General features: G+C 62.9%; 20 protein-coding genes. 11 read left to right on the plus strand and 9 right to left on the minus strand.

All coding sequences use genetic code 11. The annotated features are described in order from the left end of the window. Window positions 1–36 precede the first annotated feature (36 nt). Window positions 37–969 (plus strand): class I SAM-dependent DNA methyltransferase, encoded by a 933-nt coding sequence (locus SFY93_RS06000; RefSeq protein WP_320446401.1) that lies wholly within the window; start codon window positions 37–39, stop codon window positions 967–969. A 189-nt stretch (window positions 970–1158) separates the two neighbouring features. Here the strand turns inward: SFY93_RS06000 and SFY93_RS06005 are convergent, their stop codons facing one another. Then, window positions 1159–2532, minus strand: a complete 1374-nt coding sequence (locus tag SFY93_RS06005) for an outer membrane protein (protein WP_320446402.1) — start codon at window positions 2530–2532, stop codon at window positions 1159–1161. Between the two features lie 198 nt (window positions 2533–2730). Beyond that, a complete protein-coding gene (locus SFY93_RS06010) occupies window positions 2731–4080 on the minus strand; it encodes an outer membrane protein (protein WP_089266797.1) in 1350 nt (449 codons plus the stop codon). A 346-nt stretch (window positions 4081–4426) separates the two neighbouring features. On the opposite strand from SFY93_RS06010, the gene SFY93_RS06015 reads away from it, so the two are divergent. The 4 genes from SFY93_RS06015 (at window position 4427) to pdeM (ending at window position 10630) form a co-directional block, all read left to right on the plus strand. Then, entirely contained in the window at window positions 4427–5647 is a 1221-nt protein-coding gene (locus SFY93_RS06015) for an ABC transporter substrate-binding protein (protein ID WP_089266798.1), read from the plus strand. Between the two features lie 106 nt (window positions 5648–5753). Continuing rightward, window positions 5754–6971 (plus strand): ABC transporter substrate-binding protein, encoded by a 1218-nt coding sequence (locus SFY93_RS06020; RefSeq protein WP_231078378.1) that lies wholly within the window; start codon window positions 5754–5756, stop codon window positions 6969–6971. Window positions 6972–7157: 186 nt separating this feature from the next. Continuing rightward, window positions 7158–9899 carry a ligase-associated DNA damage response DEXH box helicase gene (locus SFY93_RS06025; protein ID WP_414717072.1) on the plus strand — a complete coding sequence of 914 codons (2742 nt, stop codon included), beginning with the start codon at window positions 7158–7160 and terminating at the stop codon, window positions 9897–9899. A gap of 38 nt (window positions 9900–9937) precedes the next feature. Beyond that, a complete protein-coding gene (gene pdeM, locus SFY93_RS06030) occupies window positions 9938–10630 on the plus strand; it encodes a ligase-associated DNA damage response endonuclease PdeM (RefSeq protein WP_320446403.1) in 693 nt (230 codons plus the stop codon). Between the two features lie 31 nt (window positions 10631–10661). Here the strand turns inward: pdeM and SFY93_RS06035 are convergent, their stop codons facing one another. Together SFY93_RS06035 and SFY93_RS06040 are read right to left on the minus strand one after the other, a co-directional pair. Then, entirely contained in the window at window positions 10662–11186 is a 525-nt protein-coding gene (locus SFY93_RS06035; RefSeq protein WP_320446404.1) for an ureidoglycolate lyase, read from the minus strand. 78 nt (window positions 11187–11264) lie between these two features. Beyond that, window positions 11265–12128 (minus strand): LysR substrate-binding domain-containing protein, encoded by an 864-nt coding sequence (locus tag SFY93_RS06040; protein WP_116664696.1) that lies wholly within the window; start codon window positions 12126–12128, stop codon window positions 11265–11267. A 95-nt stretch (window positions 12129–12223) separates the two neighbouring features. Between SFY93_RS06040 and SFY93_RS06045 the strand changes: the two genes are divergently transcribed. From SFY93_RS06045 to SFY93_RS06055, 3 genes are all read left to right on the plus strand, one after another. Beyond that, a complete protein-coding gene (locus SFY93_RS06045) occupies window positions 12224–13150 on the plus strand; it encodes a DMT family transporter (RefSeq protein ID WP_320446405.1) in 927 nt (308 codons plus the stop codon). Window positions 13151–13153: 3 nt separating this feature from the next. Continuing rightward, window positions 13154–13918, plus strand: a complete 765-nt coding sequence (locus SFY93_RS06050; protein WP_320446406.1) for an MBL fold metallo-hydrolase — start codon at window positions 13154–13156, stop codon at window positions 13916–13918. A 73-nt stretch (window positions 13919–13991) separates the two neighbouring features. Further along, the gene (locus SFY93_RS06055; protein ID WP_320446407.1) at window positions 13992–15299 is read left to right on the plus strand and encodes an NRAMP family divalent metal transporter; all 1308 of its coding nucleotides are present in this window, start codon (window positions 13992–13994) and stop codon (window positions 15297–15299) included. Here SFY93_RS06055 and SFY93_RS06060 read toward each other — a convergent pair. The 5 genes from SFY93_RS06060 to SFY93_RS06080 all read right to left on the minus strand — a co-directional run bounded on the left by SFY93_RS06060 (window position 15296) and on the right by SFY93_RS06080 (window position 22353). Beyond that, window positions 15296–16069 (minus strand): TIGR02186 family protein, encoded by a 774-nt coding sequence (locus SFY93_RS06060; protein WP_068737508.1) that lies wholly within the window; start codon window positions 16067–16069, stop codon window positions 15296–15298. The genes SFY93_RS06055 and SFY93_RS06060 overlap by 4 nt on opposite strands. After that, window positions 16066–16995, minus strand: a complete 930-nt coding sequence (locus SFY93_RS06065) for a sulfite exporter TauE/SafE family protein (protein WP_320446408.1) — start codon at window positions 16993–16995, stop codon at window positions 16066–16068. Before SFY93_RS06065 ends, SFY93_RS06060 begins: the two co-directional genes overlap by 4 nt. A 215-nt stretch (window positions 16996–17210) precedes the next feature. Then, on the minus strand, window positions 17211–18026 hold the full coding sequence (locus SFY93_RS06070; protein ID WP_320446409.1) for a COG3904 family protein: 816 nt from the start codon (window positions 18024–18026) through the stop codon (window positions 17211–17213). A gap of 116 nt (window positions 18027–18142) precedes the next feature. Next, window positions 18143–21538: a tetratricopeptide repeat protein gene (locus SFY93_RS06075; RefSeq protein ID WP_320446410.1), complete on the minus strand. Its 3396-nt coding sequence runs from the start codon at window positions 21536–21538 to the stop codon at window positions 18143–18145. 227 nt (window positions 21539–21765) lie between these two features. Then, window positions 21766–22353: a TetR/AcrR family transcriptional regulator gene (locus SFY93_RS06080; protein ID WP_320446411.1), complete on the minus strand. Its 588-nt coding sequence runs from the start codon at window positions 22351–22353 to the stop codon at window positions 21766–21768. Between the two features lie 77 nt (window positions 22354–22430). Here SFY93_RS06080 and SFY93_RS06085 point away from each other — a divergent pair, with 77 nt between their 5' ends. The 3 genes from SFY93_RS06085 to SFY93_RS06095 all read left to right on the plus strand — a co-directional run bounded on the left by SFY93_RS06085 (window position 22431) and on the right by SFY93_RS06095 (window position 26072). Next, a complete protein-coding gene (locus tag SFY93_RS06085) occupies window positions 22431–22817 on the plus strand; it encodes a nuclear transport factor 2 family protein (protein WP_320446412.1) in 387 nt (128 codons plus the stop codon). A 98-nt stretch (window positions 22818–22915) separates the two neighbouring features. Then, window positions 22916–24706 (plus strand): acyl-CoA dehydrogenase C-terminal domain-containing protein, encoded by a 1791-nt coding sequence (locus SFY93_RS06090; RefSeq protein ID WP_089266812.1) that lies wholly within the window; start codon window positions 22916–22918, stop codon window positions 24704–24706. A gap of 157 nt (window positions 24707–24863) precedes the next feature. Then, on the plus strand, window positions 24864–26072 hold the full coding sequence (locus SFY93_RS06095; RefSeq protein ID WP_320446413.1) for an acetyl-CoA C-acetyltransferase: 1209 nt from the start codon (window positions 24864–24866) through the stop codon (window positions 26070–26072). The last annotated feature ends 4 nt before the right edge of the window (window positions 26073–26076 follow it).

The following is a 26076-nucleotide window of genomic DNA, read 5'->3' on the forward strand; positions in this document are numbered from 1 at the left end:
TCCTGCGAACGCCCCGCCCTCCGATCGGTTCCCACCATGCCCGCGCGCTTGTTCATGTCATCCGGCGATATGAACGCCGACCGGCGTTTCGACTATGCGCGCGACCTGCAGGTGCAGGGCGATCTGGTGGCGGCCGCCGATCTGTTCGAGCAGGCCACTGATCTGGCGCCGGGCTTTGCCACCGCATGGTTCGTGCTCGGGGAGATCCGGGAGCAGCTGGGTGACACCGCCGCCGCCATCGCCGCGTTTCGCCGCGCGCAGGCCAGCGATCCCGGTGATCGCAACGGTGCTGGTCTGCGGTTGATGCGGCTCGGCGCTGACGATCTCTCGGCCATGCCGGCGACCTATGTGACGGCGCTGTTCGATCAATACGCGCCCAAGTTCGACGCCGCTCTGGTCGATACGCTCGGTTATCGCGGACCAGCGGTCCTGTTGGGCGCCGTGCGTGCCGCATGCGCTGCGACGGATAGGGCGATGCTCTTCCCCCGCGCCGTCGATCTCGGTTGCGGCACCGGGCTGGCGGCCGGCGCTTTTGCCGCCTGCACTGGCGCCATCATGGGCATCGACCTGTCGCCGCGCATGATCGAGCGCGCTCATGCCACCGGGCTTTACGCCGAGCTTGAAGTGGCTGAGATCGTCGAGGGTTTGTGCCGCCGGTCAGATAGCAGTGTCGAGCTGGTCATCGCAGCCGACGTACTGATCTATCTGCACGACCTTGCGCCGGTTTTGCGAGAAGCTACGCGCGTGCTGGTCCCAGACGGGTTGCTCGCCTTCACGGCTGAGACCCATGATGGCGCCGGTGTCGCTCTCGGCGCGGGCTTGCGTTATGCGCAGAGCGAAGATCATCTGCGCGGCCTGATCGCAGCTGCTGGCCTGGCGCTCATTCATCTTGAGCACGTTTCGTCTCGCACGGAACGCGGCGTTGCCGCACCAGGACTGGTGGCCGTCGCGATCAAGTGTCGGCTTTAACGCCGTCGGGGTCAGCCAGGGCAAGTTTGCTGACGCAATCCAGAAATCGAAGCGAAAAGACGGTCGCTTCGTTGCAAGGGCTCCTTGCAATGACGGCCGGGCAATAACGTCTGTGAGCGCCAGGCGTCCTACCAAATAAAAACCCCGGCCGCGAGGCCGGGGTTTTGCCTATCGGAGATGTCGCTGTGATCAGTACTTCGCAACAACCGGGGAGTTGAAGTGATAGTTCAGGCCGGTGCGGAAGATGTGTTCGGTGACCGCGGTCGTGACGGTCACGGTGTTGACGGTGTTCGAGGCCGTGCCGAGATCGACATAGAGATATTCGGTCTTGGAGGTCCAGTTCGGTCCGAACAGGCCGAGCAGCCGGAACGGGGTTTCGATACCCGCGCCGGCGGTCCAGCCGCTCTTGGTGGTCGAAACATTGAACGCCTGGACGCCGTCTTCGCTGATCTTGGTCTTTACGCCGCCGTAAGCGTAACCGCCGGTGGCATAAAACAGGGTCGATCCCACGGAGTAGCCGAGGCGGCCGCGAACCGTGCCGAACCAGGGCAGCTTGGCGTCATGGGCGAGGCTGCCGAAGTCGATCACGGTCTTGTTGTCGCGCTGGCTGGAGGCCTGGATGTCGGCTTCCAGACCGTAGACCCAGTTCGCGGCTTGCCAGTTATAACCAAGCTGCAAGCCGCCATTGATGCCGTCGGGAGCGAGGTTGAAGATCAGGCTCGTGGCCGGGTCGCCAGGCAGATCACCTGGTTTGAAGATGCCGCTGCGATCGCGGCCGGTGCCGGAACCGACGTTGCCGCCGAGATACCAGCCGGTCCAGTCCGCTGCGACGACCGGCGTGTAAACGGCGCTGCCGCCGACGCGGTAGTTCAGCCCGACGCGAAAGATGTTCTCGCGAACTTCGGTGTTGAGCGTCTGGGGGCCGAACGCGTAGCTGTTGTTCCCCATGTTCAGGTAGAGATACTCGATCTTGCCGGTCCAGTTGCCGCCGAGGGCCGCTTCAACGCCGCTGCCGACGACCCAACCGTTCTGTATCTTGTTGGTCGAGAAGACCGTCCCGGAGTTATCGAAGGTGATGCTGGTCTTCACGTTGCCGTAAGCGTAACCGCCGGTCACGTAGCCAAGCACGGGACCGGTGGCCAGACCGATGCGGCCGCGAACGGTGCCGAACCAGTCGATCTTCTGGTTGTAGGTGGTCGACACGAACGGGCTGCCCAGATTGGTGCGGTCATCGCTCAGGCCGGCGCCCTGGATGTCGGCTTCGAGGCCGTAGACCACCGGGCCGAGCATGGAGCCGGTCTGCCAGTTGTAGCCGACCTGACCGCCGCCGAGCGCGCCTTGCGGTGACAGGTAGGTCGATTCGGTGCCCAGAAATCCGTCGTTGTGGATGGCGCGATCCCGGCCGAGCCCGATGCCGGCGTTGACGCCCAGATAGAAGCCGGTCCAGTCATAAACGGCGACTACCGGCGCTTTGTAGTACGGCGCCTTTGCGGCCATGTCGGCGGCTTGTGCACAGGCGGTCAGGGACAACAGCGCGGCGGTCGTGAGGCAGAGGCTTTTCATGAAGGGATCCAGTTCAGATTTCTGGTCGAATTATGAAGCGGTAACTAGATGCTGTCTGTAGCCGCGCGACCAGAAATTGCGGTACGTAGATATTGCCTCCCTCGTGGTTAATTTTCCCGAAACAGCGTTGCGCGAAGACACAAACAAAAACCCCGGCCGCGAGGCCGGGGTTTTGTTGGTCTGTCGATGTCGCTGTGATCAGTACTTCGCAACGACCGGGCTGTTGAAGTGATAGTTCAGGCCGGTGCGGAAGATGTGCTCGGTAACCTTGCTCTCGCTGACGACGCCCGGAAGGATCGTGGTCGAAGCCGAGCCGAGGTCGACATAGAGATATTCGGTCTTCGAGGTCCAGTTCGGTCCGAACAGGCCGAGCAGCTTGAACGGGGTCTCGATGCCGGCGCCGGCAGTCCAGCCGCTCTTGGTGGTCGAAGCGTTGGCAACTTCGACGCCCAGTGCGTTGATCTTGGTCTTCACGCCGCCGTAGGCGTAACCGCCGGTAGCGTAGAACAGGGTCGAACCGACCGAGTAGCCGAGGCGGCCACGAACCGTGCCGAACCAGGGCAGCTTCTGATCGTAGCTGACGAGGCCGAGAGCAACCGCAGTCTTGTTGTCGCGCTGGCTGGAAGCCTGGATGTCGGCTTCGAGACCGTAAACCCAGTTCGATGCCTGCCAGTTGTAACCGATCTGGGCACCGCCGTTGATGCCGTCCGGAGCAAGGTTGAACTGCTCGGGAACCGGGGTGACGCCGGTAAGCGTGGTGCGATCGCGACCGGTGCCAGAACCGATGTTGCCGCCGAGGTACCAGCCGGTCCAGTTCGCCGCAGCGACCGGGGTATAAACGCTGTTGCCGCCGATGCGGTAGTTCAGACCGACGCGGAACAGGTTTTCACGCAGTTCGGTGTTGGTGAGTTGGGTCGGGGTAGCGAACGCATCAGAGCGGTTGCCGAGGTTCAGGTAGAGATATTCGATCTTGCCGGTCCAGTTGCCGCCCAGGGCTGCTTCCACGCCGCTGCCGATGGTCCAGCCGGTCGCCATGCGGCTATCCGAGAACGCCGTCACGCCGCCTTCAGTGATCGTGGTCTTGACGTTGCCGTAAGCGAAACCGCCGGTGAAGTAGCTCAGGACCGGACCGGTTGCGAGACCGACGCGGCCACGAACGGTGCCGAACCAATCCGACTTCTGACCGTAGACGGTCTGCAGCGGGCCAACCACATTGGCGCCACCGCCGGTGAGGCCCGAACCCTGGATGTCGGCTTCGAGGCCGTAAACGATCGGGCCGAGCAGCGAGTCGCCCTGCCAGTTATAGCCGATCTGGCCGCCGCCGAAGCCGCCCTGCGGCGTGAGATACAGCGAGTCGCCGGTGTAGCTATGTGTGACGCGGTCGCGGCCGATGCCGACGCCGGCGTTCACACCGATGTAGAAGCCGGTCCAGTTATAGACCGAGACGAGGGGCGCCTTGTAATAAGGGGCCTTGACGGCCAGATCGGCAGCCTGCGCGCTCACAGCGGTTCCGAGCAGCGCGGCGCTCGCAAGAAGAATACGTTTCATGGTCGACCCCAATTCAGATTTGAACCGTTAGAATAGGGGAGTCGGGCCATATTGGCTGTATCCGGACGGCCACACTGTCCGACATTGCAACCGCAGGGGCGCCGGCCAAAAAAAGCCGGTTAAATAAGCGTTTAGACACTCGTGGCGCGATGCGTATTTCGTCACGTTTGGGTGCGCTGAGGCCCTGTCGATAGCCAACCCACGGAAAACATGAGGCAACCGGTGAGGGATTGCCAAGCCTGTCGCGCCCGCAGAGGATAAGGGCAAGCCCGTACAGCCGCGATCAACGCCGCGACGGGTCACAAAAACACGCCCGCACAAGCGGGTCTCAGGGAGAAAACACCAGATGCCTTCGCGCCACAGGTCCGTCTTCAGGACCGCAACACTCGCTGCAGTTGTCTCCGTACTGGCCCATTCGGCCTTCGCGGCGGACAAGAAATACGACCCCGGTGCCAGCGATACCGAGATCAAGCTCGGCCAGACCATCCCCTATAGCGGCGCCGGTTCCCTCTACGGCGTGATCGGCCGGACCCAGGCCGCCTATTTCCAGATGCTGAACGAAAAGGGCGGCATCAATGGCCGCAAGATCAATTTCATGTCGCTGGACGATGCCTACAGCGCGCCGAAGGCCGTCGAGGCCACTCGCCGGCTCGCCGAACAGGACGAGGTGCTGGCGCTGTTCGGATCGCTGGGCACCGCGCCGCAGTCGGCGGTGCAGAAGTTTCTCAACAGCAAGAAGATCCCGCAGCTCCTGCTCAACACCGGCGCCTCGCGCTGGAATAACCCGAAAGAGTTCAAGTGGACCACGCCGGGCCTGCCGATCTATTCGACCGAGGGCCGGATCATCGCGCGCTACCTGATGCAGGCCAAGCCGAACGCCAAGGTCGCGATCCTTTACCAGAACGACGAGTTCGGAAAGGACTTCATGAATTCGTTCAAGGAGATTCTGGCCGAAGCGGGCGGCTCCGCGAAGGTGATCGCCGAGGCGTCTTATGACCTCACCGATCCGACCATCGATTCGCAACTGATCAATCTGGCGAAATCGGGCGCCGACACCTTCTTCAACATTTCCACCGGCAAGGCGACGTCGCAATCGATCCGCAAGGTCGCGGAGCTCGGCTGGAAGCCGTTGCATCTCTTGGTATCGACCTCAAGTGGCCGCTCGATCATCAACGCCGCGGGCGCCGAAAATGCCAAGGGCATCGTGGCGATGACCTACACTAAGGAAGTCGGCAGCGAGAAGTGGAAGGACGATCCGGACGTCATCGCCTTCCAGGAGCTGCGCAAGAAGTATCTGCCGAACGTCGATCCCGATAACACCATCGCATTCCAGGGCTATTCGCAGGGCGTGACCATGGCGGAAATCCTGCGCCGCTGCGGCGACGATCTCACTCGTGAGAATGTCCTGAAGCACGCCACCAATCTGGAAGGCTACCGCGCACCGGTGTTCCTGCCGGGTATCACCTATGGCTTCACGCCGACCGACTACACCACCATCAAGGCGCTCTATGTCGGCACCTTCAACGGCACCGACTGGGATCTGTCGGACAAGCCGGTGAGCCAGTAAGCGCGTATTCTAGAAGTAACGACCATCCCCGGTGACAGGCCGGGGATGGAGACGACCAATCGGACTCGCAAAGAGCCGGATCAAAAATCATCAGGGAGAAAACGTTATGAACAAGGGACTGTTTGCGTCTGCGGCGCGGGTCGCCGTCGTCGTGTTGCCACTGACTGTGACGGCCGCTATCGCCGCCGACAAGAAATACGATCCGGGCGCCAGCGATACTGAAATCAAGATTGGACAAACCATTCCGCATAGCGGACCCGGTTCGCTCTATGGCGTGCTGGGCCGTGTCGGTGAAGCCTATTTCCAGAGCTTGAACGAGAAGGGCGGCATCAATGGCCGCAAGATCAAGTTTCTGACGATGGACGATTCCTACAGCGCACCGAAGGCGGTCGAGGCCACGCGCCGTCTGGTGGAGCAGGAGGAGGTACTCGCACTCTATGGCTCGCTCGGCACCGCGCCGCAGACGGCCGTGCACAAATATCTCAATTCCAAGGGCGTACCGCAGCTGCTGCTCAACACCGGCGCATCGAAGTGGAACGATCCGAAGAACAACAAATGGACCATGGCCGGCCTGCCGCTCTATCCGACCGAGGCGCGTATTCTCGCCAAATATGCCGTCAGCGTGAATCCAAATGCGAAAGTCGGAATCCTCTATCAGAACGATGATTTCGGCCGGGATTTCCTTGGGCCGTTCAAGGATGAACTCGCGAAAGCCGGCGGGACCGCCAAGGTGATCGCCGAGGTGACCTACGATCTCACCGATCCCACGATCGACTCGCAGCTGATCAATCTCGCCAAATCCGGTGCCGATGTTTTCTATAACATCACCACCGGCAAGGCGACATCGCAGTCGATCCGCAAGGTGGTCGAGCTCGGCTGGAAGCCGCTGCAGTTGTTGTCGGCGGGCTCCACCGGCCGATCGATCCTGGAGGCGGCAGGGTTGGAGAATGCCAAGGGCATCGTCTCGATTGCCTATGGCAAGGACATCGGTTCGCCGCTCTATGCCAAGGATCCCGACATCGTGGCGTTCGAAGCGCTGCGTGCGAAATATCTGCCGACAGTCTCGGCCGATAATTCGATCGCCTTCTTCGGCTATGGTCAGGCCGTGTCCATGGCAGAGATTTTGCGCCGCTGCGGCGACGAGCTCACCCATGAGAACGTGCTGAAACAGGCCATCGGCCTGAACGGCTTCCGCGCTCCGCAAATGCTGCCGGGGGTGAGTTACAGTTATACCAATGACGCCTATGTTCCGATGGCGACGCTGTACACTCAGCGGTTCGACGGCAAGGACTGGATCATCTCCGACAAGTCGGTGACGCAATAAGACCACAGGTCTTTCCGCGTCATTGCGAGTCCCGGCGAAATTGGCGCGGCCAATTTCGTTTGGGCGGAGCAATCCAGTCCTCTCTTGCTGTTTTCTGGATTGCTTCGTCGCAAGGGCTTAGGGGAAAGTTGCACGGCAACTTTCCTTGACCTCGCAATGACGGCCGAGAATGCCTAGTTCTAACGCGTGCCGCCCCGTAAATCCGTCGCCAAACCTGACCTGTTGCCCGATCACTTCCTGCGCTGGTTCGCCATGCGCGGCTGGTCGCCGCGCGAACATCAATTGGCGCTGCTGCAGAAGGCGCGCGGCGATCGCTCGGCGCTACTGATTGCGCCGACCGGCGCGGGCAAGACGCTGGCCGGGTTTCTTCCGACGCTGGTGGAATTGTCTAACCTCTCCCCGCCTAGCGAAGCGAAGCTTCGCCGGGCGGGGAGAGGTCGGCTTGAGAGCACAGCGAACAAGCCGGGTGAGGGGGAGCGCATAATTGAAACTCCCGAGTTCGCCGAAGCTCCCCCTCACCCGTCGCGGACTGCGTCCGCGCCACCCTCTCCCCGCAAGCGGGGCGAGGGGAAAAACGCCCTTGTCTCCACCGGCCGCGGCGTTCAGCGCACCGGTGGCCTGCACACGCTCTACATTTCCCCGCTCAAAGCTCTCGCCGTCGACATCGCGCGCAACCTGGAAACGCCGATCGCGGAGATGCAGCTGCCGATCAAGGTCGAGACCCGCACCGGCGATACGCCGGTGTCGCGCCGCGCGCGGCAGCGCCGCTATCCGCCGGATATCCTGCTGACCACGCCGGAACAGCTGGCGCTGCTGTTGTCGTCCGACGACGCGCCGTTTCTGTTCTCGTCACTCAAGCGCGTCGTGCTCGACGAGTTGCATGCGCTGGTGACGTCGAAGCGCGGCGATCTGCTGTCGCTCGGGCTTGCGCGGCTGTGGAAACTCGCGCCTGACATGCGCGCCATCGGCCTGTCGGCGACGGTCGCCGAGCCTGAATCGCTGGCGCGCTTCCTCGTGCCGCAGCCATCAGGCGAAAGCGTCTCGGCCGATATCGTCATCGCCGGCGGTGCAGCCGAGCCGGTGGTCGAGATGCTCGACACCAGGGAACGGTTGCCCTGGGCCGGGCACTCGGCGCGCCATGCGCTCGGCGAGATCTACGATCTCATCAAGGCCAACAAGACGACACTTGTCTTCGTCAATACGCGCAGCCAGGCCGAGATGCTGTTCCAGGATCTCTGGCGCATGAATGACGATGGCCTCGCCATCGCGCTGCATCACGGTTCCCTCGACGTCGCGCAGCGCCGCAAGGTCGAGGACGCGATGTCCGCCGGGAAATTACGCGGTGTGGTCTGCACGTCGTCGCTCGATCTCGGCGTCGACTGGGGCGATGTCGATCTCGTCATTAATGTCGGCGCGCCGAAGGGCGCCTCGCGGCTGATGCAGCGGATCGGCCGCGCCAATCACCGGATCGACGAAGCCTCGCGCGCTGTACTGGTTCCGGCCAATCGTTTTGAAGTGCTGGAATGCCGCGTCGCCATCGATGCCGTTGCCGAAAATGCACAGGATACTCCGCCGTTGCGGACTGGCTCGCTCGACGTGCTGGCGCAGCACGTGCTCGGCTGCGCCTGCGGCGCGCCGTTTCGCGCGGACGATCTCTATAACGAAGTGCGCTCGGCGGCGCCTTATGCCGAACTGTCGCGTGTCGATTTCGACGATACCGTGGAGTTCGTGGCGTCCGGCGGCTATGCGCTGAAAATCTATGAGCGTTTCGCCCGCATCAAGCAGGACGCCTCCGGCAAGTGGCGCGTCACCAATCCCAAGGTGCGCCAGATGTATCGCATGAATGTCGGCACCATCGTCGAGGATACGATGCTGAAGGTGCGGCTGGTGCGCGGAGGCAGCGGAAAAGGCAAAAAGGGTGTCACTGGTGCGCTGGCGCGCGGGGGACGCATGCTCGGCCAGATCGAGGAATATTTCATCGAAGGCCTCGTGGTCGGCGACACCTTTGTCTTTGGCGGGGAAGTCGTGCGCTATGAATCCCTGGTCGAGGATCAGGTCTATGTCTCGCGCGCGCATGACAAGGACGCGAAAGTGCCGTCCTATATGGGCGGCAAGTTTCCGCTCTCGACCTACCTCGCGGAACGCGTGCGCAAACTGCTGGACGATGAGCGCGCCTGGAAAGGCCTGCCCGACCAGGTGCGCGAATGGTTGTTGCTGCAGGCCCATGTCTCTCATGTGCCCGGCACGCGCGAACTGATGGTCGAGACCTTTCCGCGCGCCGACAAGCATTACCTCGTCTGCTATCCGTTCGAGGGCCGCCTCGCGCATCAGACGCTGGGCATGCTGTTGACGCGCCGTCTTGAACGCGCCCGCGCGCGACCGCTGGGCTTCGTTGCCAATGAATATGCGCTGGCGATATGGGGCCTTGGCGACACGTCGCACATGATCAGGCAGGGCAGGCTCGATCTTGCCGCGCTGTTCGATCCCGACATGCTCGGCGACGACCTCGAAGCATGGCTCGCGGAATCGGCGCTGATGAAACGCACGTTCCGCACCTGCGCGGTGATTTCGGGGCTGATCCACACGCGGTTCACCGGCGAGGAGAAGTCACGCCGGCAGGTGCTGTTCTCCACGGACCTGATCTACGACGTGCTGCGCAAGCATCAGCCCGATCATGTGTTGCTGCGCGCCGCGCGTGCCGACGCCGCGACGGGATTGCTGGATATTCGGCGATTGAGCGACATGCTGACGCGCATCCAGGGCCGTATCATTCACCGGGAACTCGATCGCGTCTCGCCGCTGGCGGTGCCGGTGATGCTGGAAATCGGCCGTGAAGCGGTATACGGCGAAGCGTCGGACGAGCTCCTGGCAGAAGCCGCCGAGGAACTCGTGAAAGAGGCGGCGGGATTCGAAGAGACAGAATCGTAAGGGTTTTGCGAATCTCGCATTCGTCTTAAAAGAGCACCATGCACGCTGAGACCATCACCGTCGATATGAGCACCGTCAGCATCGCCGGCGTCACGTTGGCTGCGGACCTGTCGGGTGCTTTGTATTGGGAAGAGCAGAAACTTCTGGTGGTGTCCGACCTGCATCTCGAAAAGGGCTCGAGCTATGCCAATCGTGGCGTGCTGCTGCCGCCTTACGATACGATCGCAACGCTCGGTCGCCTCGGTGCGGTGATCGCGCGTCACGATCCGCGCATTGTGATTGCGCTCGGCGACAGTTTCCACGACCGCGACGCCCATGAGCGGTTGTCCCCGGCCAATCGCGAGGTGCTGTCTGCATTGCAGATGCGCCGTGACTGGATCTGGATATCAGGCAATCACGATCCCGCATTGCCGCCGGATCTCGGCGGCACCGTCGCTGAAGAAGTGGCCGTCGGCCCGATCATCTTCCGTCATGAGCCGACTGGTGCTGCAGGCGAAATTGCCGGTCATTTGCATCCGAAGGCGCGCGTCAGCACGCGCGGGCGCGCCGTCGAACGTCGTTGCTTTGCGAGCGACGGTACCCGCGCGGTGATGCCGGCCTTCGGCGCCTATGCCGGCGGGCTCAACATCCGCGATGCGGCATTCGCCAGGATCTTCCAGACCCTCGGCTTCATTGCCCATGTGCTCGGTGATCGGCGCATGCACGCGATTGCTGCGTCGCGCTGTTGCTAGATCAGCGATATCCAATAGATCGTCATTTTGCCTAGATCAGGCGAACCTGCGGGATTTCCAGGATGGCAGTCTCCTTTGCGGGCTGGCTGTTGACGAGATGGTCGATAAGATCCTCCGTCGTCGAGCCTCGGGTCAGCATCAGGCAGGTCGCATTGTCGGCGCGCGTTGCGTGCCAAACGCCGGCGCGCATGCAGATTCCGACGCCAGGAGACAAACGATAAGCTCGGAGGGTCGACAAATCCGGCTGCCGGTTTGCGTCACTCAAGCAAAGGACCTGAACGATCTCTTTCGTGAGAGGCACGACCGCCTGCTGGGTCAGGTGATGGACTTCGAGCTTTGAGACAAGCGGATTGTTGTCACGATACTCGACCCACAAGACCTCGGTGTTGCCTCCCGTGCCGGGATCAAAGAAGTGTTCGTGCCAGAAATCGCTCGCCGGGCTTCGAAAACCGACCGCGTCTTTTTTGAGAGGATCGGTTTTGCCGAGCACCCATCCGAAGGGTTCGAACGACGTGGGACTCAGAGCCTCAACAGTAACAGCGTCGGATGTCGGCATGGAGGGCTCCTTGGGGGCGTGTCCGAAGCATGGCTTCATGGCCCTGCAAACCGACGAGCATTAAAAGAAAGAGCGGCCTTACGCCGCCTTCGCCTGCACCGTATCGCAGAACTCGGCGAGGTGGTCGGCAAGCCGCAGCGTTGCCGGGCTCGCATCGGGGGCGGCCATCAGCGTCACTTCAGTCTGGTCGATCGGCGCGAAGCCTTCTTTCGCCGTCAAGATGCGATGGTCGGCCTGGATAGCCATGTCGGACAGGATACTGAGGCCAAGTCCGGCGGCGACCGCAGCCTGGATGCCGGCGAGGCCGGAGCTCGTATAGGCCATGTGCCAACTGCGGCCTGCCGCCTCGATGGCATGAATCGCGCGGGTCCGGTAAAGGCAGCCGGCGGGAAAGCCGATCAACGGGACCGACCGGATGGCGGGGTCGATCGGATGTGCCTTGCTCGTGACCCAATGGATCCGCTCGGGCCACACTGCAATGCCACCTTTCTCACCGGCGGCGCGCTTGAACAGTGCCAGGTCGAGTTCGCCGCGTTCGAGATCGCGGCGCAAATACGTGCTCTGATCGGCGCGCACGTCGAGCCGCAAGCCGGGCCGCGACCGCGAGAAATTCGCCAGCAATTCGGTCAGGCGATAGGCCGCGAAATCCTCGGGGATGCCGAGCCTGACAGCGCCTTCATTGGTCGGGCGCGCCAGTACGTCGCGGGCTTCCTCCGCCAGCGCCAGCAGCCGTCGCGCATAGGACAACAGCCGCTCGCCGGCTTCGGTCGGCGTCACGTCCTTGCCGGTGCGGTTCAGCAGCGGCTGGCCGATATCCTCTTCCAGTCGCTTGATTTGCTGGCTGACGGTGGATTGGGTGCGGTGAACGCGCTCGCCGGCGCGGGTAAAGCCGCGAGCATCGACCACCGAGACGAAGCTGCGCAGGAGTTCGAGATCCAGCATCGGCTGTCCATTCGTTTTTCAACTGATAACAAGTATATCATTTAATTTCCAAATGGGAAGGCAGGCGCATAGACCAGCGGCAAAGGAGATTTCCGATGTCCATCGCGCCGTCAGTCGCGGTTCCCCGTGCCGCCTTCAATCCGCTGCCGATCTATATCGGCATCTTCTGTCTGCTCTGGAGTTTCTCCTTCGTCGCAGGGAAGATCGCTGTCACCGATTGCCCGCCGCTCATTCTGCTCGCTGCACGGTTCTCGATCGCGGGTGTTCTGATCCTTGGCATTTCCGCCCTGCGCCGCGGTGCCTGGTCTCTGTCCTGGCGCGATGTCGCGGCTTACGCCGTCATCGGCCTAGCCAATAACGCGCTGTATCTCGGCCTCGGCTATACCGGCCTGCAAACCATCTCCGCCGGTCTCGGCGGCCTGGTCGTCAGCGCAAACCCGGTATTTACGGCTGTGTTCGCAGCGCTGTTGCTGAAGGAGCCACTCACCGGACGCAAGGTCGCCGGGCTCTTGCTCGGCATCGCTGGCGTCACGTCGATCGTCTGGCACCGCATATCGGTGGGCACCGACAGCGCGCAGGGCATCGTATTCACGCTGGCATCGCTCGCGTCCATCGTGACCGGGACGATCCTGTTCAAGCAGCTGGCTCCGAAGGGCAGCCTGTGGCTCGGCAACGGCGTACAGAATCTTGTGGCCGGCGTGGTGCTGATCCCGGTGGCGCTCGCGTTTTCCGATATCGGTGCGATCGTGCCGAGTGCGCGATTGGCCGGTTCGTTTGCATTCCTGACATTGGGCGGTTCTATCCTCGGTTATCTGCTGTGGTTTCATCTCCTGAAGACCTGTGGCGCCACCGCCGCCAGCGCCTATCACTTCCTGATGCCGCCCCTCGGAATGCTGTTCGCCTGGATGGTGCTCGGCGAGCATGTCGAAAGTCGTGATCTTCTGGGGATCGTCCCGGTCGCCCTCGGTATCTATCTCGTCACCAGACCGGCCGCTTCACCAGCCCCCCTGCGACAGGAGTAGTTCATGTCCCTCACTATCACCCTGATCGGCGGCCCCACCGCGCTGATCGAAATCGACGGCTTCCGGTTGCTCACCGATCCGACCTTCGATCATCCGGGCGCCTACAAGCTGCCGCATGTCACGCTGGAGAAACTCGTCGGTCCCGCGATCTCCGCCGCGCAAGTCGGCGCGGTTGATGCGGTGTTGCTCAGTCACGATCAGCACTCCGACAATCTTGATAATTCCGGACGCGATTTCCTGCGCCATGCGCCGCGCGTGCTGACAACCATTGCGGGCGCCAGGCGCCTCGGTGGGGATGTTGAAGGTCTCGCGCCATGGGACAGCACTGAGCTTACAGGCAAGGATGGTCAGTCGCTGACGATCACCGCGACCCCGGCGCGTCATGGCCCGGCCGGCATCGAGCCGCTGTCGGGCGATGTCATCGGCTTCGTGCTGAGCTCGAACGCGCCAGGGAGCAGGCCGATCTACATTACAGGCGACACCGTCTGGTTCGATGGCGTCGCCGAGGTCGCGCGGCGTTTTCCGGCCGGCGTAGTGCTGCCCTTCGCCGGCGCGGCGCAAACCCGCGGGCCATTCCACCTCACCATGGACACCAACGACACGATCGAGACGGCGCGCGCGTTTCCCGATGCGACGATTGTGCCGGTGCACACCGACGGATGGGCGCATTTCAAACAGACCGCCGGCGACCTGCGCGCATCCTTCGACACGCTCGGCTTCGGTGCCCGTCTGCGTATCCTCGAGCCGGGCGTGCGGACCTTGATCTAGCCCATTGCCTGTCCCTGCTTCGGAACGTTAGCTGCGACGGCACGTTGCCGAGCGGTGAGATGGCAGGGATCAGATGTCGGACCAGTCGAGCGAGAAGAAGCCTGATGATCAGGAGGGAGAAGCTACTGGTCCGAAAGGCTTTCTGAAACGGCTTGGTCCTGGTCTGATCACCGGCGCTTCCGACGATGATCCGTCCGGCATTGGCACCTATAGTCAGGCTGGGGCACAACTTGGTTACGGCATCGGTTGGACCATGCTGCTGACCTTCCCGCTGATGGTCGCAATCCAGGAAATTTCCGGACGCGTCGGTAGCGTGACCGGTCGTGGCATTTCCGGCAATGTCTGCCGGCACTATCCGGCGTCGCTGCTGCATCTCATCGTGTCGCTGCTGTTCATCGCCAACACGATCAACATCGCGGCCGATCTCGGCGCCATGGCCGATGCCACCAAGCTGCTCATTGGCGGTCACGGCATCATCTACGTCGTTCTGTTCGGCGCGCTCTCGGTGGGCGCGCAGATTTTCTTCGACTACAAGCGCTACGTCTCGGTGCTGAAATGGCTGACGCTCTGCCTGTTTTCCTATGTCGCCGCGCTTGCGGTGGTGAAGGTCGACTGGAGCGCGGCTCTCACAGGCATCCTGCTGCCGCAAATCACCTGGAGCGGCTCGTATCTCACCACCATAGTCGCCATTCTCGGGACGACGATTTCGCCATATCTGTTCTTCTGGCAGGCCTCGCAGGAGGCGGAGGACGAACGTATCGATCCCGCCAAGGCTCCGTTGATCGAGAGGCCGATTGGTGCCGCGATGGAGTTTTCGCGCATTCGGGCCGACACGATCGTCGGCATGGCGTTCTCCAACCTGATCGCGCTGTCGATCATCATAACGGCTGCGGCCACCCTCAATGCCTCAGGCAAGACGGATATCGAGACCTCGGCGCAGGCGGCTGAAGCCTTGCGTCCGATCGCCGGAGTATTCGCGGAATGGATATTTGCGCTGGGCATCGTCGGCACGGGTCTGCTGGCGATCCCGGTGCTCGCGGGCTCGACTGCCTATGCTGTGGGCGAAGGTCAGCGCTGGTTGGTCGGTCTCGATCGCAAGCCACGCGAGGCTGTGGCGTTCTACTCGGTGCTGGCTCTGTCTGCCGTGATCGGGATCGCGCTGAATTTCACCTCGATCAACCCGATCTCGGCGCTGTACTGGAGCGCGGTCATCAACGGCGTGCTCGCCGTGCCGGTGATGGTGCTGCTGATGGTGATGTCGCGCCGCAAGGATGTGATGGGCGATTTTGTGATCAAGGGACCGCTACACTGGCTCGGTTGGCTGTCGACTGCAGCAATGGCCATCAGCGTGGTGGCGATGGTCGCCGGAATCCTTCTTTAATCCCGCCTGAATACGATCGATGCCGCCCAGCCGGACATCAGTGCCATCGCGGCGGTGAGCAGTCCGTAGATGAAACCGTGATTGCGCGCGGCATTGGCGACGAACTGCTCGAAGCCGACCTTGACGATATCGAACGCCGTCTCCGCTTTCGAGATCAGCGCACCGTCGGCGAACAATTTGATCTCGACATCATAGGTTCCGATGGGGACTTCGGCAGGCAGCGGAATGCTGGTTCGGAACAGCGTCGGTGTCAGGAATGTCACCGCTGAGGTCTCCTCGCGATACAGTCCGTGTTCCTTGCGCAGTCGCACAAAGGCGCTGCGGAACGGGTCTGTGGCCACGACGTCCGCATAGTCGGTGCCGACGCGCTGGGTCAGCAGGACGTTATTGATTCCGAGCTGCTGGCGGCGCTGTACGTCGGCAGGCGCTATGGCGTCCATAGGACGGTTGGAAAACACGGCGAGATAGGACGGCACCTGCAGGAATTGGCGCGAATCCGTGTTGATCCAGATGCCGAAGCGGCGCTCCTTGCGCCGGGTCATGAGGTCGGTGCGCGGTCCGTTGACGGTGACGACGAGATTGTAGTTGTTGCGGCCGGGCGGTGTCTTGTCGTCTTTCTCGACAGCCCCGAACAGCACCAGTTCCTCGCCGGCATAATTCGGCGTCACGGTCACGCGATGGTTCGACACCGAGACGATCAGTTGTTCGGCGCGGGCCGGGGCGAGCATTCCGATGCCGAGTGCGGCGATGATCGGGAGCGCGCGTATCATGGAGCGACGCCTCCGGTATCGCGGATCGTGAACAGATCCGTGGGGCGAACGACCAGTTCCACCGCGAAGCGGACGCCGACCGCCAGGATCAACAGGCCCAGCAGCAGGCGCAAATGCTCGCCGCGAATCTTCTGCCCGGCGCGGGCGCCGAATTGTGCGCCGGTGACGCCGCCGACCATCAGGATGAGGGCCAGCACCGCATCGACCAGATGATTGGTGACGGCGTGCAGCAATGTCGCGATCACCATGGTGACCAGCGTCAGCACCATGGACGTGCCGATCACCGTCGAAGTCGGAATGCGCAGCCAGTAGATCAGGATCGGGATCAGGATAAAGCTGCCGCCGATGCCCATCACGGCGCCGATGAAGCCGATCAGGAGACCGACGGCGATCACCGGGATCACCGAGAGATAGATCTTGGAGCGCTTGAACCGCATCTTGAGCGGCAGGCCGTGAACCCAGCTATGGCTGCCGGACCGGCGCAAGTTCACGGGATCACCGCGCCGGATGCGCAGCAGCGCGCGCAGGCCCTCCCAGAACATCAAGCTGCCGACGGCGGTGAGCAGGATCACATAGGACAGCGAGATGGTGAGGTCGAGCTGGCCGAGATTGCGCAGCTGCGTGAAGGCCCACACCCCGAGCGCCGTGCCGACCACGCCGCCGGTCAGAAGGACCGTCGCAAGCGCGGGATCGATGGCGCGGCGTCGCCAGTAGGACAGCGCACCGGAGAAAGACGAGGCCGCGATATGGCTCGCCACTGACGCGACCGAGACCGCGGGGGCGATGCCGACGAAAATCAGCAGCGGCGTCATCAGGAAGCCGCCGCCGATTCCGAACATGCCGGAGACGAAGCCGACCGCAGCGCCCATCGCCAGGATGAGCAACACATTGATCGGAATGTCGGCGATCGGGAGATACAGTTGCACGCGCGTTCGCTTCGGAATTCTGGCCCTGAGTTGGGCCGAAACCGCTCATGGCGTGGTTCTGGAGGCGGCGCGGATTGCGAGCCGCGTCCTCGTCTTAGACGATATCGTCCGTTGATGGGATTAAAGAATTCGGTAAAGGCACGGTTTTCCGCCTCTACCGATGATACACCTTTCAAGGTGGTAAATTTTGTTGGGCCAGGCGCAGGCCCGCGGTGTCACGACTTCCTGGCCGGATCGGTGACAAGGTTCATGGCGGCGGCTTCGCTGGTGCCGAGCCAGCGGATTTTCTCGGTGGCCGACATGGCCTCCACGACCGACGAGGCTACGCCCATCTTGGTCATGTAGCTGAGCACATAGCCCATGGTGCGCTGCGCGGACGCGACAGGATCTGCCCCCGGCTTGGGTGAGATGAAGCGGTGAACGCCCAGCCGCGAGCCCTCGACGCCGATGCGGGCCTTGCCGCCGGCATAGGTCATCACGCAGGCGCTGGCGCAGTAAGACGGTTTGATGCGGCCCGCGGAATCCACCGTGCCCACGGCGGTGGTCAGCCCGCGCGCACGGATGATCTCACCCATGATGATGGCCTGGCCGACGTTTCCGCCCGGAGACGACAGCAATACGGTATCGCCAGGCGCGAGTTTGGCTTCATCGAGCTTTTCGCGAAACCAGCTCGCGGTGGCCGGGCCGATCTCGCCCGTGATCGCCAGCGCTGGACGGCCGCGGCCTGAATTGTCCGGATCGAGATTGGCGACCTCTGAAGATGCCATGCTCGGCGAGACATAGAGGTCTTTCCAATAGGCCCAGGCCTCAGGTTTGGAGAGCTCCTGATAGGCCTGCGCGCCGATGCCGCCGAATATCACGACCGCGAATGCGACCGAGGGCCAGTTGAACCATTTGCTGCGCGGTGCCTCGGGCAGCGGGGGCTGCGGTGGGGCAGACGGCTCGGCGGGACGTGCGGCCCAGGGGTTGACCGTAGGAATCCCTGATGGACGTTCCGCGTCCCCCGATGTGTCGTCATTTCGAAAAGACAAACCAGTCTTCCTCGTCGTTCAGTCCGGCCCGGCGCGCACTTCACGGCGCCAAGTCTGCTGAAGGTTTGTTGAGGAAATAAGACCGCCGGTTCGATCCGGCGGCCAGAAAATCTGCCTTAGCGCGCAGCCCGCTTGCCCATCGATGCTTTCGCCCCGGCCTGTGCCGGCGTGGCATCCCAACCGCCCGCGGGAGTGGCCACGTTAATGGCGTCTTCGGGCTGGCCTTCCGGCGCGAAAGTCTGGACCGCCAGCCTGGCCGCGGCCAGCGACTGCGGATCGAGGCGCTTGGCGATGTCATCGCGCTTGCGGCCGGCATCGACGTCGCCCTGGGCGGCGGCGAGGCTGAACCACTTGAAGCTCTCCGCGAGGTTCTGTTCGACGCCGATGCCGCGGGCATAGAGAATGCCGAGATTGAATTGGCTGTCGGCGACGCCGCGATCGGCGGCCTTGCGGAACCAGTACGACGCGCTCTTGTAGTTGGCGCCCTTGGTGCCGCCATCGGCATCGAGCACGGCGAGATTGTGCATCGCCTTGGCGTTACCCCGGTCGGCGGCGAGCACGTAATAGCGGCGGGCGACGTCGAGATCCTTCTTCGCGCCGAGGCCCTTCTCGAACAGCGCGCCCAGGCGGAACATGGCCGGCACGACATTGGCCTGCGCCGCGCGGTCATACCACTTGGCGGCTTCGTCGTAGTTCTGCGCCACGCCCTTGCCCTCGGCATAGCGGACGCCGATTTCGAAAGCGGCAGAGGCGTCGCCCTTGAGCGCCGCGTTGCGCAACGTGGTGCTGCCGATGGTCTCGGGCAGGCGCTCGCTGGCGGGGATCGAGGCTGTGGTGATCTTCTGGCCACTGGATGGCAGCACCGGGCCGGCGGCGCTGGCCTGCGGCGCGGCAATGCTGCCGGTCACGTCGGGTGACACATAAGGCACGGGCGCGGCCTGAGGCACCGGCTGTGGCGCGGGCTCGACGGCCGCGGGCGACGGGGCGATCAGCGACTGCTTGCCGATCGGGGTTGGCGATGTCATCGACGGCGTGGCCGGCACCGGCGCGGCGGGCTTGGTCGGGACCTCGGCCGGCTCGGGCGCGTTCAGCTGCAGCGGCGGGGCCGAGTGAATATTCTCGGCCACCGGCGCTGGCGAGCCGCTGTCCAGCAGCGTCATCGCCATCTTGAACGAGCCGAGCACGATCACGACCACGCTGGCGCCGACCAGAAGTGAGCGGATCTTCGAGCCGATCGTGGAGGATGACTTTTCGCTATCGGCGAGCTGCGGCCCGAGTCTGGTGGCCTTCGATTTGTCGGTCCTAGATTTGTCAGACCTGGACTTGTCGTTGCCGGTTGCGGCGGCAGCCTGTGCGGCGCGGCGCGCGGCAGCAATGAAACTCGACGCGGTGGCCTGTTCGGGGGCATCGACGGCGATTTCGCTGATCGCGTCTTCCGACGCGGCGATGCGTTCGGATGGCGATGCGCCGCGGCCCTGCGGACGCGTGCCGGGTTCGAGCGGATGATCTGGTGGCAGCGCCGGGTCAACCATCGGGCGCGGCGACGGACGCTCAGCAGCGGATGCAGACTGCGCGACTGGCTTTGGCGCGGGCGGAGGATCGAGAATGTCGCTGATCGCCTTCGGCATCGGGAAGGCCGATGCCGGTTCGTGCGAGATCGCAGTTGCCGCGAAGTCGCGCGGCGCGGCATCGAAGTGAACCTGCGGCGGACGCACCTCGACCTGCGACGGCGCAGCCTGTGGCTTCACCGGATTGGGCATCTGCGGGCGCGTCGGAGCCGGCACCGAAATATCTGGTGCAGTCGCGGGGCGCGAGGTCGGAGCGGGTGTTGCAACGGGCGCGGATTGCTTGGCAGGCGCGGCGCTGACCGCGCGCAGATCGCCCTCGATCCTTGCGAGGCGATCGACCACATGGCCGAGCGTGGAGTGTACGACCTCAAGCGAATCCTGCGTGTGGCGGTCGGTTTCCGACTGGCTGAAGCGCATGTCGGAGAGTTCGCGCTTGATCGTGTCGACCAGGCCGGGATCGATCGATGACGCCTTGCTGCGGGGATTGTCCAGCGCGGCGAACATCGACTGCTGGCGTTCGAGATGGCGCAGGATGTCCTGCAGCCCGTCCTCGACGCGGCCGAGATTGTTGCCGCGCGTATCGGTGATGCTCTCCATCCGCTCGAGCAGATAGGAGACGCGCTGTTCGAGATGCGCGAAGGCCGACGACGAGTCATTGCCGACCGGCATATGGTCGAGACGCTCGGACAGCGTCCGCAATGCGGTTTCCAGATGATCCGAGCTGGCCATGACAGCCGGGCGCTCGCGATTTTCCAGCGCTGCCGTCAGTGTCATGATGCGCGCCTCGAGCGCGGCAAAGGAATCGCTGTTATCCGCGCGTGCAAGCTGGTCGACCTTCGACGACAGCGTCTGCAGGTCATCGCTGAGACGGCCGAGCGCTTCGTTGGAGGCGACGTTGGAAACGATGGCGCGCAGCGCAGCGATCGCGCCCTGCAGCTGTTCCATGGTGCCGGGATCGTTGCTCGAGCGCACGATCATGTCGATCTTGCCGCCGAGATTGCGGATCGCCTCGTCGAAGCCGGCAAGCTGTTCGGCGGGCGTCAGCGTGGTCAGCGTCTTGTGGATGTCGGCGAGGGCGCGTTCGAGATTGGCCAGCACATCGCCATCGATGCCGCTGTGGCGGGTGTCGTCGATGCGGCGGCCGAGTTCACGGATCTCGTTCTCGATTGATTCAATCGCGCGGCGCGGCATCGCTTCGGTGATGACGTTGCGGATCTCGGCGAGCTCGCCGCGGAAGGCCGCGATCGACTGCTCGATATTGTTGTCCGGGCGCTGCAGCGCATCGATCTTTGTCGTGATCTGAAACAGCTGCCGTTCCAGGCCGGACATATCCGGCATGAAGCTCTGCGGTGGCGCGGCAGGTTGTGCGTAAGGCGGCTGTACAAAGGGCGGTGCATTGCGCGGGGCCATGCGCGGCGTGCCGTCGAGTTCGCCCTGGCGGGCGGCAATCTCGGCGATGGCGAAGTCCAGCGAGAACGGATCGATCGGCGGCGAGGCGCTATAGACCTGATTGGCGGCGCGCTCGACCATATCGATGCGCGGCTGTTGCGGCGGCGGCGCGGGGCGATATGCGGGCTCGCTGATCTGCGACAAACGCGCATCAAGCCGCGAAATCGCATCATTGAGCTGGCGTGCGACGCCGGGCTCGCTGCTGCGTTGTGCAGGCTTCGAGAACAGTTCGATCTGCCGGGCAATGGCGTCAAGCCGCTCGTGGATTTCGACGACATCGGCAGCGTCGCGCTGCGGCAGCGCCGCACGCGGGGTGAGGGGGCGTTCCTGGTCGCGCGGGCGTGCATTGGGCGAGTTGTAGCGCGGGGGAGCTTCGCCGATGGTCGAGTTCAGCCAGTCGCCCAGCGACATGCCGGCACGGCGCGCCGCAGCTTCGGCCCGCTCGCGAACCGATGGCTCAATCCCGTCAACACTCCACGATACGCGCGAATTCATGCTTTGGTCCGGTTCCGAGCTTGACGCCCACCAGCGCCTGCAGCCTCCCCCGCGCGTCCCATTGTGAAGACAATCGTAACGTGCGCGGGTCGTCTGCCTCTGATCCGGACTTTTCAGGGTTAGGGTAAATAACGGGTTAAGGATCGGGCTCGGCCAGCCTTAAAAGTTAACTCGCTGATACACTTGCGCCGATTTGCAGGTAGGATCGGATGTCTCTGGCTTTGGCGTCAGCGCGTAAACAGCGCACTCAAATCGTCGACATCCAGTTCGGTGATGGCGCTGTGGCGTGGGTCCATCACCGCTGACTGGCCGATATAGGCCCAGTATAGAAATTCGGCGCGGGGCAGCGCCCGCTGGCTTTCGACCCCGGCTTCGATCAGCCATTTCGCCATGTAGCCGACCCGCCTGGCATCCACCGAGGCGACCATTTTGGCGACGTCCGCATCGGTCGAGGCCATGGCGCGGATGGCACGGTCCAGGCTGCGATCTTCGTTGAAAGCGAGCTTCATTAGATGGGTCAGACGTGCGGCGCCAGCGACCGAGGCGTCGATCCCCTCGATCACCTGATCGGTCGTTCGCTCCTGCCAACGTTGCAGAAGCTGTAGTCGAAATTCAGATATATCTTTGAAATGCCAATAGAAACTGCCGCGCGACACATTCAGCCCAGTGGCCAGCGCACCGACCTTCAGCGCGTCGGCGCCCTGCCGCGCAAGGATCCTCAGCCCGTGGTCGAGCCAGGCCGAGCGCGTCAGGCGGTCTTTGGTCAGTTGGTCATCCATTCCCCGACCATACACATGTGTATTGACGAAATCCACGCTCTGGCGTTAACGTCCATGCAGAAGTGTATGGAGCGGCACTGGCCGAACAGTGCCCGATGCGGGAGGGAGAGCCGATGAGCGTGAGCGGCCTCGATAGATGGTATAGCTTCATGCGGTCTCATGATCGGGCGATGCTGTGGGACCTGCTGCATCCGGACGCCGTGTTCGAAAGCCCGGTCGTGCATGCGCCGCAGCGGGGCCGTGAGATCGTGTTCAAGTATCTGACGACTGCAGAGAAAGTGCTGGGTGGCCCCGGCTTCGCCTACAAAGGCGAATGGCGCAGCGACAACGGCGCGGTGCTCGAATTCGAGAACGAGATCGAAGGCATCAAAATCAATGGCGTCGACATGATCACCTTCGCCGCTGATGGCCGCATGACCCACTTCAAGGTGATGGTCAGGCCGCTCAAGGCCATCAACCTGTTGCACCGGTTGATGGGCGAGGAATTGGCGCGGCAATGAGCCGCCAGCCGCTTGCTTCATCTCCGATAACAATTGCGTAAATCTGACACGGCGGCGCCGTATCATCCGATCAATCGAATTCAAACCGAGAGAATTCCATGCCCAGCTACAAAGCCCCGCTCGAAGACGTCGGCTTCCTGCTCAACGACGTGTTTCAGTTCGATCGCTACAACAATCTGCCCGGCTTTGCTGACGCGTCCGCCGATGTGCGCGAAGCGATTCTGGGCGAAGCCGCCAAGCTCAGCGAAGAAGTGCTGCAGCCGCTGAATCGTGTCGGCGATCTCGAAGGCTGCAAGCGCAACGACGACGGCAGCGTGACCACGCCGAAAGGCTTCAAGGAAGCCTACAAGCAGGTCGCGGAGGGCGGCTGGCTCGGCCTCTCGGCTCCCGCTGAATTCGGCGGTCAGGGTCTGCCGGTGACGCTGTCGCAGACCGTCGCCGAATTCCAGATCTCCGCCAATATGGCGTTCTCGATGTATGGCGGCCTTACCATGGGCGCGACCGCAGCACTCATCGTGCACGGCAAGCCCGAGCAGAAGTCGATGTTCCTGCCGAAGATGGTCGCCGGCGAATGGACTGGCACCATGAACCTGACCGAGCCGCATTGCGGCACGGATCTGGGTCTTTTGCGCACCAAGGCCGCGCCACAGGCGGACGGCAGCTACAAGATTTCCGGCACCAAGATCTTCATCTCGGCCGGTGAGCACGACCTTGCCGACAATATCATCCATCTGGTGCTGGCCCGCATCGAGGGCGCACCAGCCGGCATCAAGGGCGTGTCGCTGTTCGTTGTGCCGAAGTTCATGGTCAATGCCGATGGATCGATCGGCGCACGCAACGGCGTGATGTGCGGCTCGATCGAGCACAAGATGGGCATCCACGGCAATTCCACCTGCGTGATGAATTACGACGGCGCCACCGGCTGGCTGATTGGCGAAGAGAACAAGGGCATGCAGGGCATGTTCGTGATGATGAACGAAGCCCGTCTCGGTGTTGCCGTGCAGGGTCTCGCGCAGTCCGAAGTCGCCTATCAGAACGCGGTTGCCTATGCGAAGGATCGCCTGCAGGGCCGCTCGCTGACCGGGCCGAAGTCGCCGGACAAGCCGGCCGATTCGATCATGGTTCATCCGGACGTGCGCCGCACGCTGCTCACCATCCGCGCCTTCAACGAAGCCGCCCGTGCCATGGTGGTGTGGACCGCGCTGAAGAGCGACGTCGCGCATCGCTCGGACGATCCGAAGGAGCGTCAGGCTGCCGACGATCATATGGGCCTGATGACGCCCGTGCTGAAGGGCGTGCTCACCGATGGCGGTTTTGCCAACGCGGTCTCAGCGCAGCAGATGTTCGGTGGCCACGGCTATATCGCCGAATGGGGCATGGAGCAGTTCGTGCGCGACGCGCGCATTGCCATGATCTATGAAGGCGCCAACGGCATCCAGGCACTCGATCTGGTCGGCCGCAAGCTGCCGCGCGATGGCGGCCGTGCCGCGATGGCGTTCTTCGGCGAGGTCGGCGCATTTGCGAAGGAGCATGGCGCTGACGAAGCCATGAAGCCTTACATCGATCCGCTCTCGAATGCGCTCGGTCATCTGCAGCAGGCGACCATGTGGCTGATGAACAATGCCATGATGAAGCCCGACAACGCCGGTGCCGGCGCGACCGATTACATGCAGCTGTTCGGCCTCACGGCCTTCGCCTATATGTGGGCGAAGATGGCCAAGGTGGCGCAGGACAAGATTGCTACGGATGGCGCGACACCCTATCTGACCACCAAGCTGGTCACCGGCCGCTTCTTCATGGAGCGGATGTTGCCCGAAACCGCACTCCATCTCGCCCGCATCCAGACCGGAAGCGCGACGACGATGGAGCTTCCGGCGGAAGCGTTCTGAGATTAATAAGTACTCCGTCATCACCAACACACGCCGTCATTGCGAGCGCAGCGAAGCAATCCAGAAAGCCAAAAGCGAAGATTGGATTGCTTCGTCGCAAGTGCTCCTCGCAATGACGAGCCGATAGATCAACTATCCGACAACCGGGAGAGAATGAATGCCCGAGGCATATATCTACGATCACGTTCGCACGCCGCGCGGCCGCGGCAAGGCCGATGGCTCGCTGCATGAGGTGACCGCGCTGGCGCTCGCTACTGCACCGCTGAAGGCGCTCAAGGAGCGCAACAACCTGCAGCCGGGCACTATCGATGACGTCATCCTCGGCGTGGTCGATCCGGTCGGCGAAGCCGGCGGCGATATCGCACGCATGGCTGCGCTGTCCGCCGGCTACGGCAACGACGTCCCGGGCATCCAGATCAACCGGTTCTGCGCTTCCGGCCTCGACGCTGTGAACTTCGCCGCAGCGCAGATCATGTCTGGCCAGCACGACATGACCATTGGCGGCGGTGCCGAGAGCATGAGCCGCGTCGGCATTGGTGCCGCCGGTGGCGCCTGGCCGGTCGATCCGTCGATCGCCGTTCCCGCCTATTTCATGCCGCAGGGCGTCTCGGCCGATCTGATCGCGACCAAATACGGGTTCTCCCGCGACGACGTCGATGCCTATTCGGTGCAGAGCCAGCAGCGCGCTGCCAAGGCCTGGGACGAAGGCCGCTTCAAGAAATCGGTCATCCCGGTCAAGGACATCAATGGCCTCACCATTCTGGCCAAGGACGAGCATATGCGTCCGTCCACGACGATGCAGTCGCTGGCCGCGCTGCAGCCGTCCTTCGTGACGATGGCGCAGATGGGCGGCTTCGATGCCGTGGCGATCCAGTCGCATCCGGAAATTGAAGGCGTCAACTACGTGCACCATGCCGGCAATTCGTCGGGCATCGTCGACGGTGCGGGCGCAGTGCTGCTCGGCAATGCCGAAGCTGGCAAGAAAGCCGGCCTCAAGCCGCGTGCAAAAATTCGCGCCTTCGCCAATATCGGCTCCGAGCCGGCGATGATGCTCACCGGTCCGGTGGACGTCACCAAGAAGGTGCTGGAGCGCTCTGGCATGAAGTTGTCGGACATCGATCTGTTCGAGCTCAACGAAGCCTTTGCATCGGTAGTGCTGCGCTTTATCCAGGCCTTCGATATCGACAATGAGAAAATCAATGTCTGCGGCGGCGCCATTGCCATGGGCCATCCGCTCGGCGCCACCGGCGCGATGATCCTCGGCACTGTGCTGGACGAACTCGAGCGCACCAACAAATCGACGGCCCTCGTCACCCTCTGTATCGGCGGCGGCATGGGCACCGCCACCATCATCGAACGCGTGTAAGGAG

It is taken from the genome of Tardiphaga sp. 42S5, assembly GCF_034044155.1.
In the GTDB taxonomy this organism is placed as follows: Bacteria; Pseudomonadota; Alphaproteobacteria; order Rhizobiales; family Xanthobacteraceae; genus Tardiphaga; species Tardiphaga robiniae.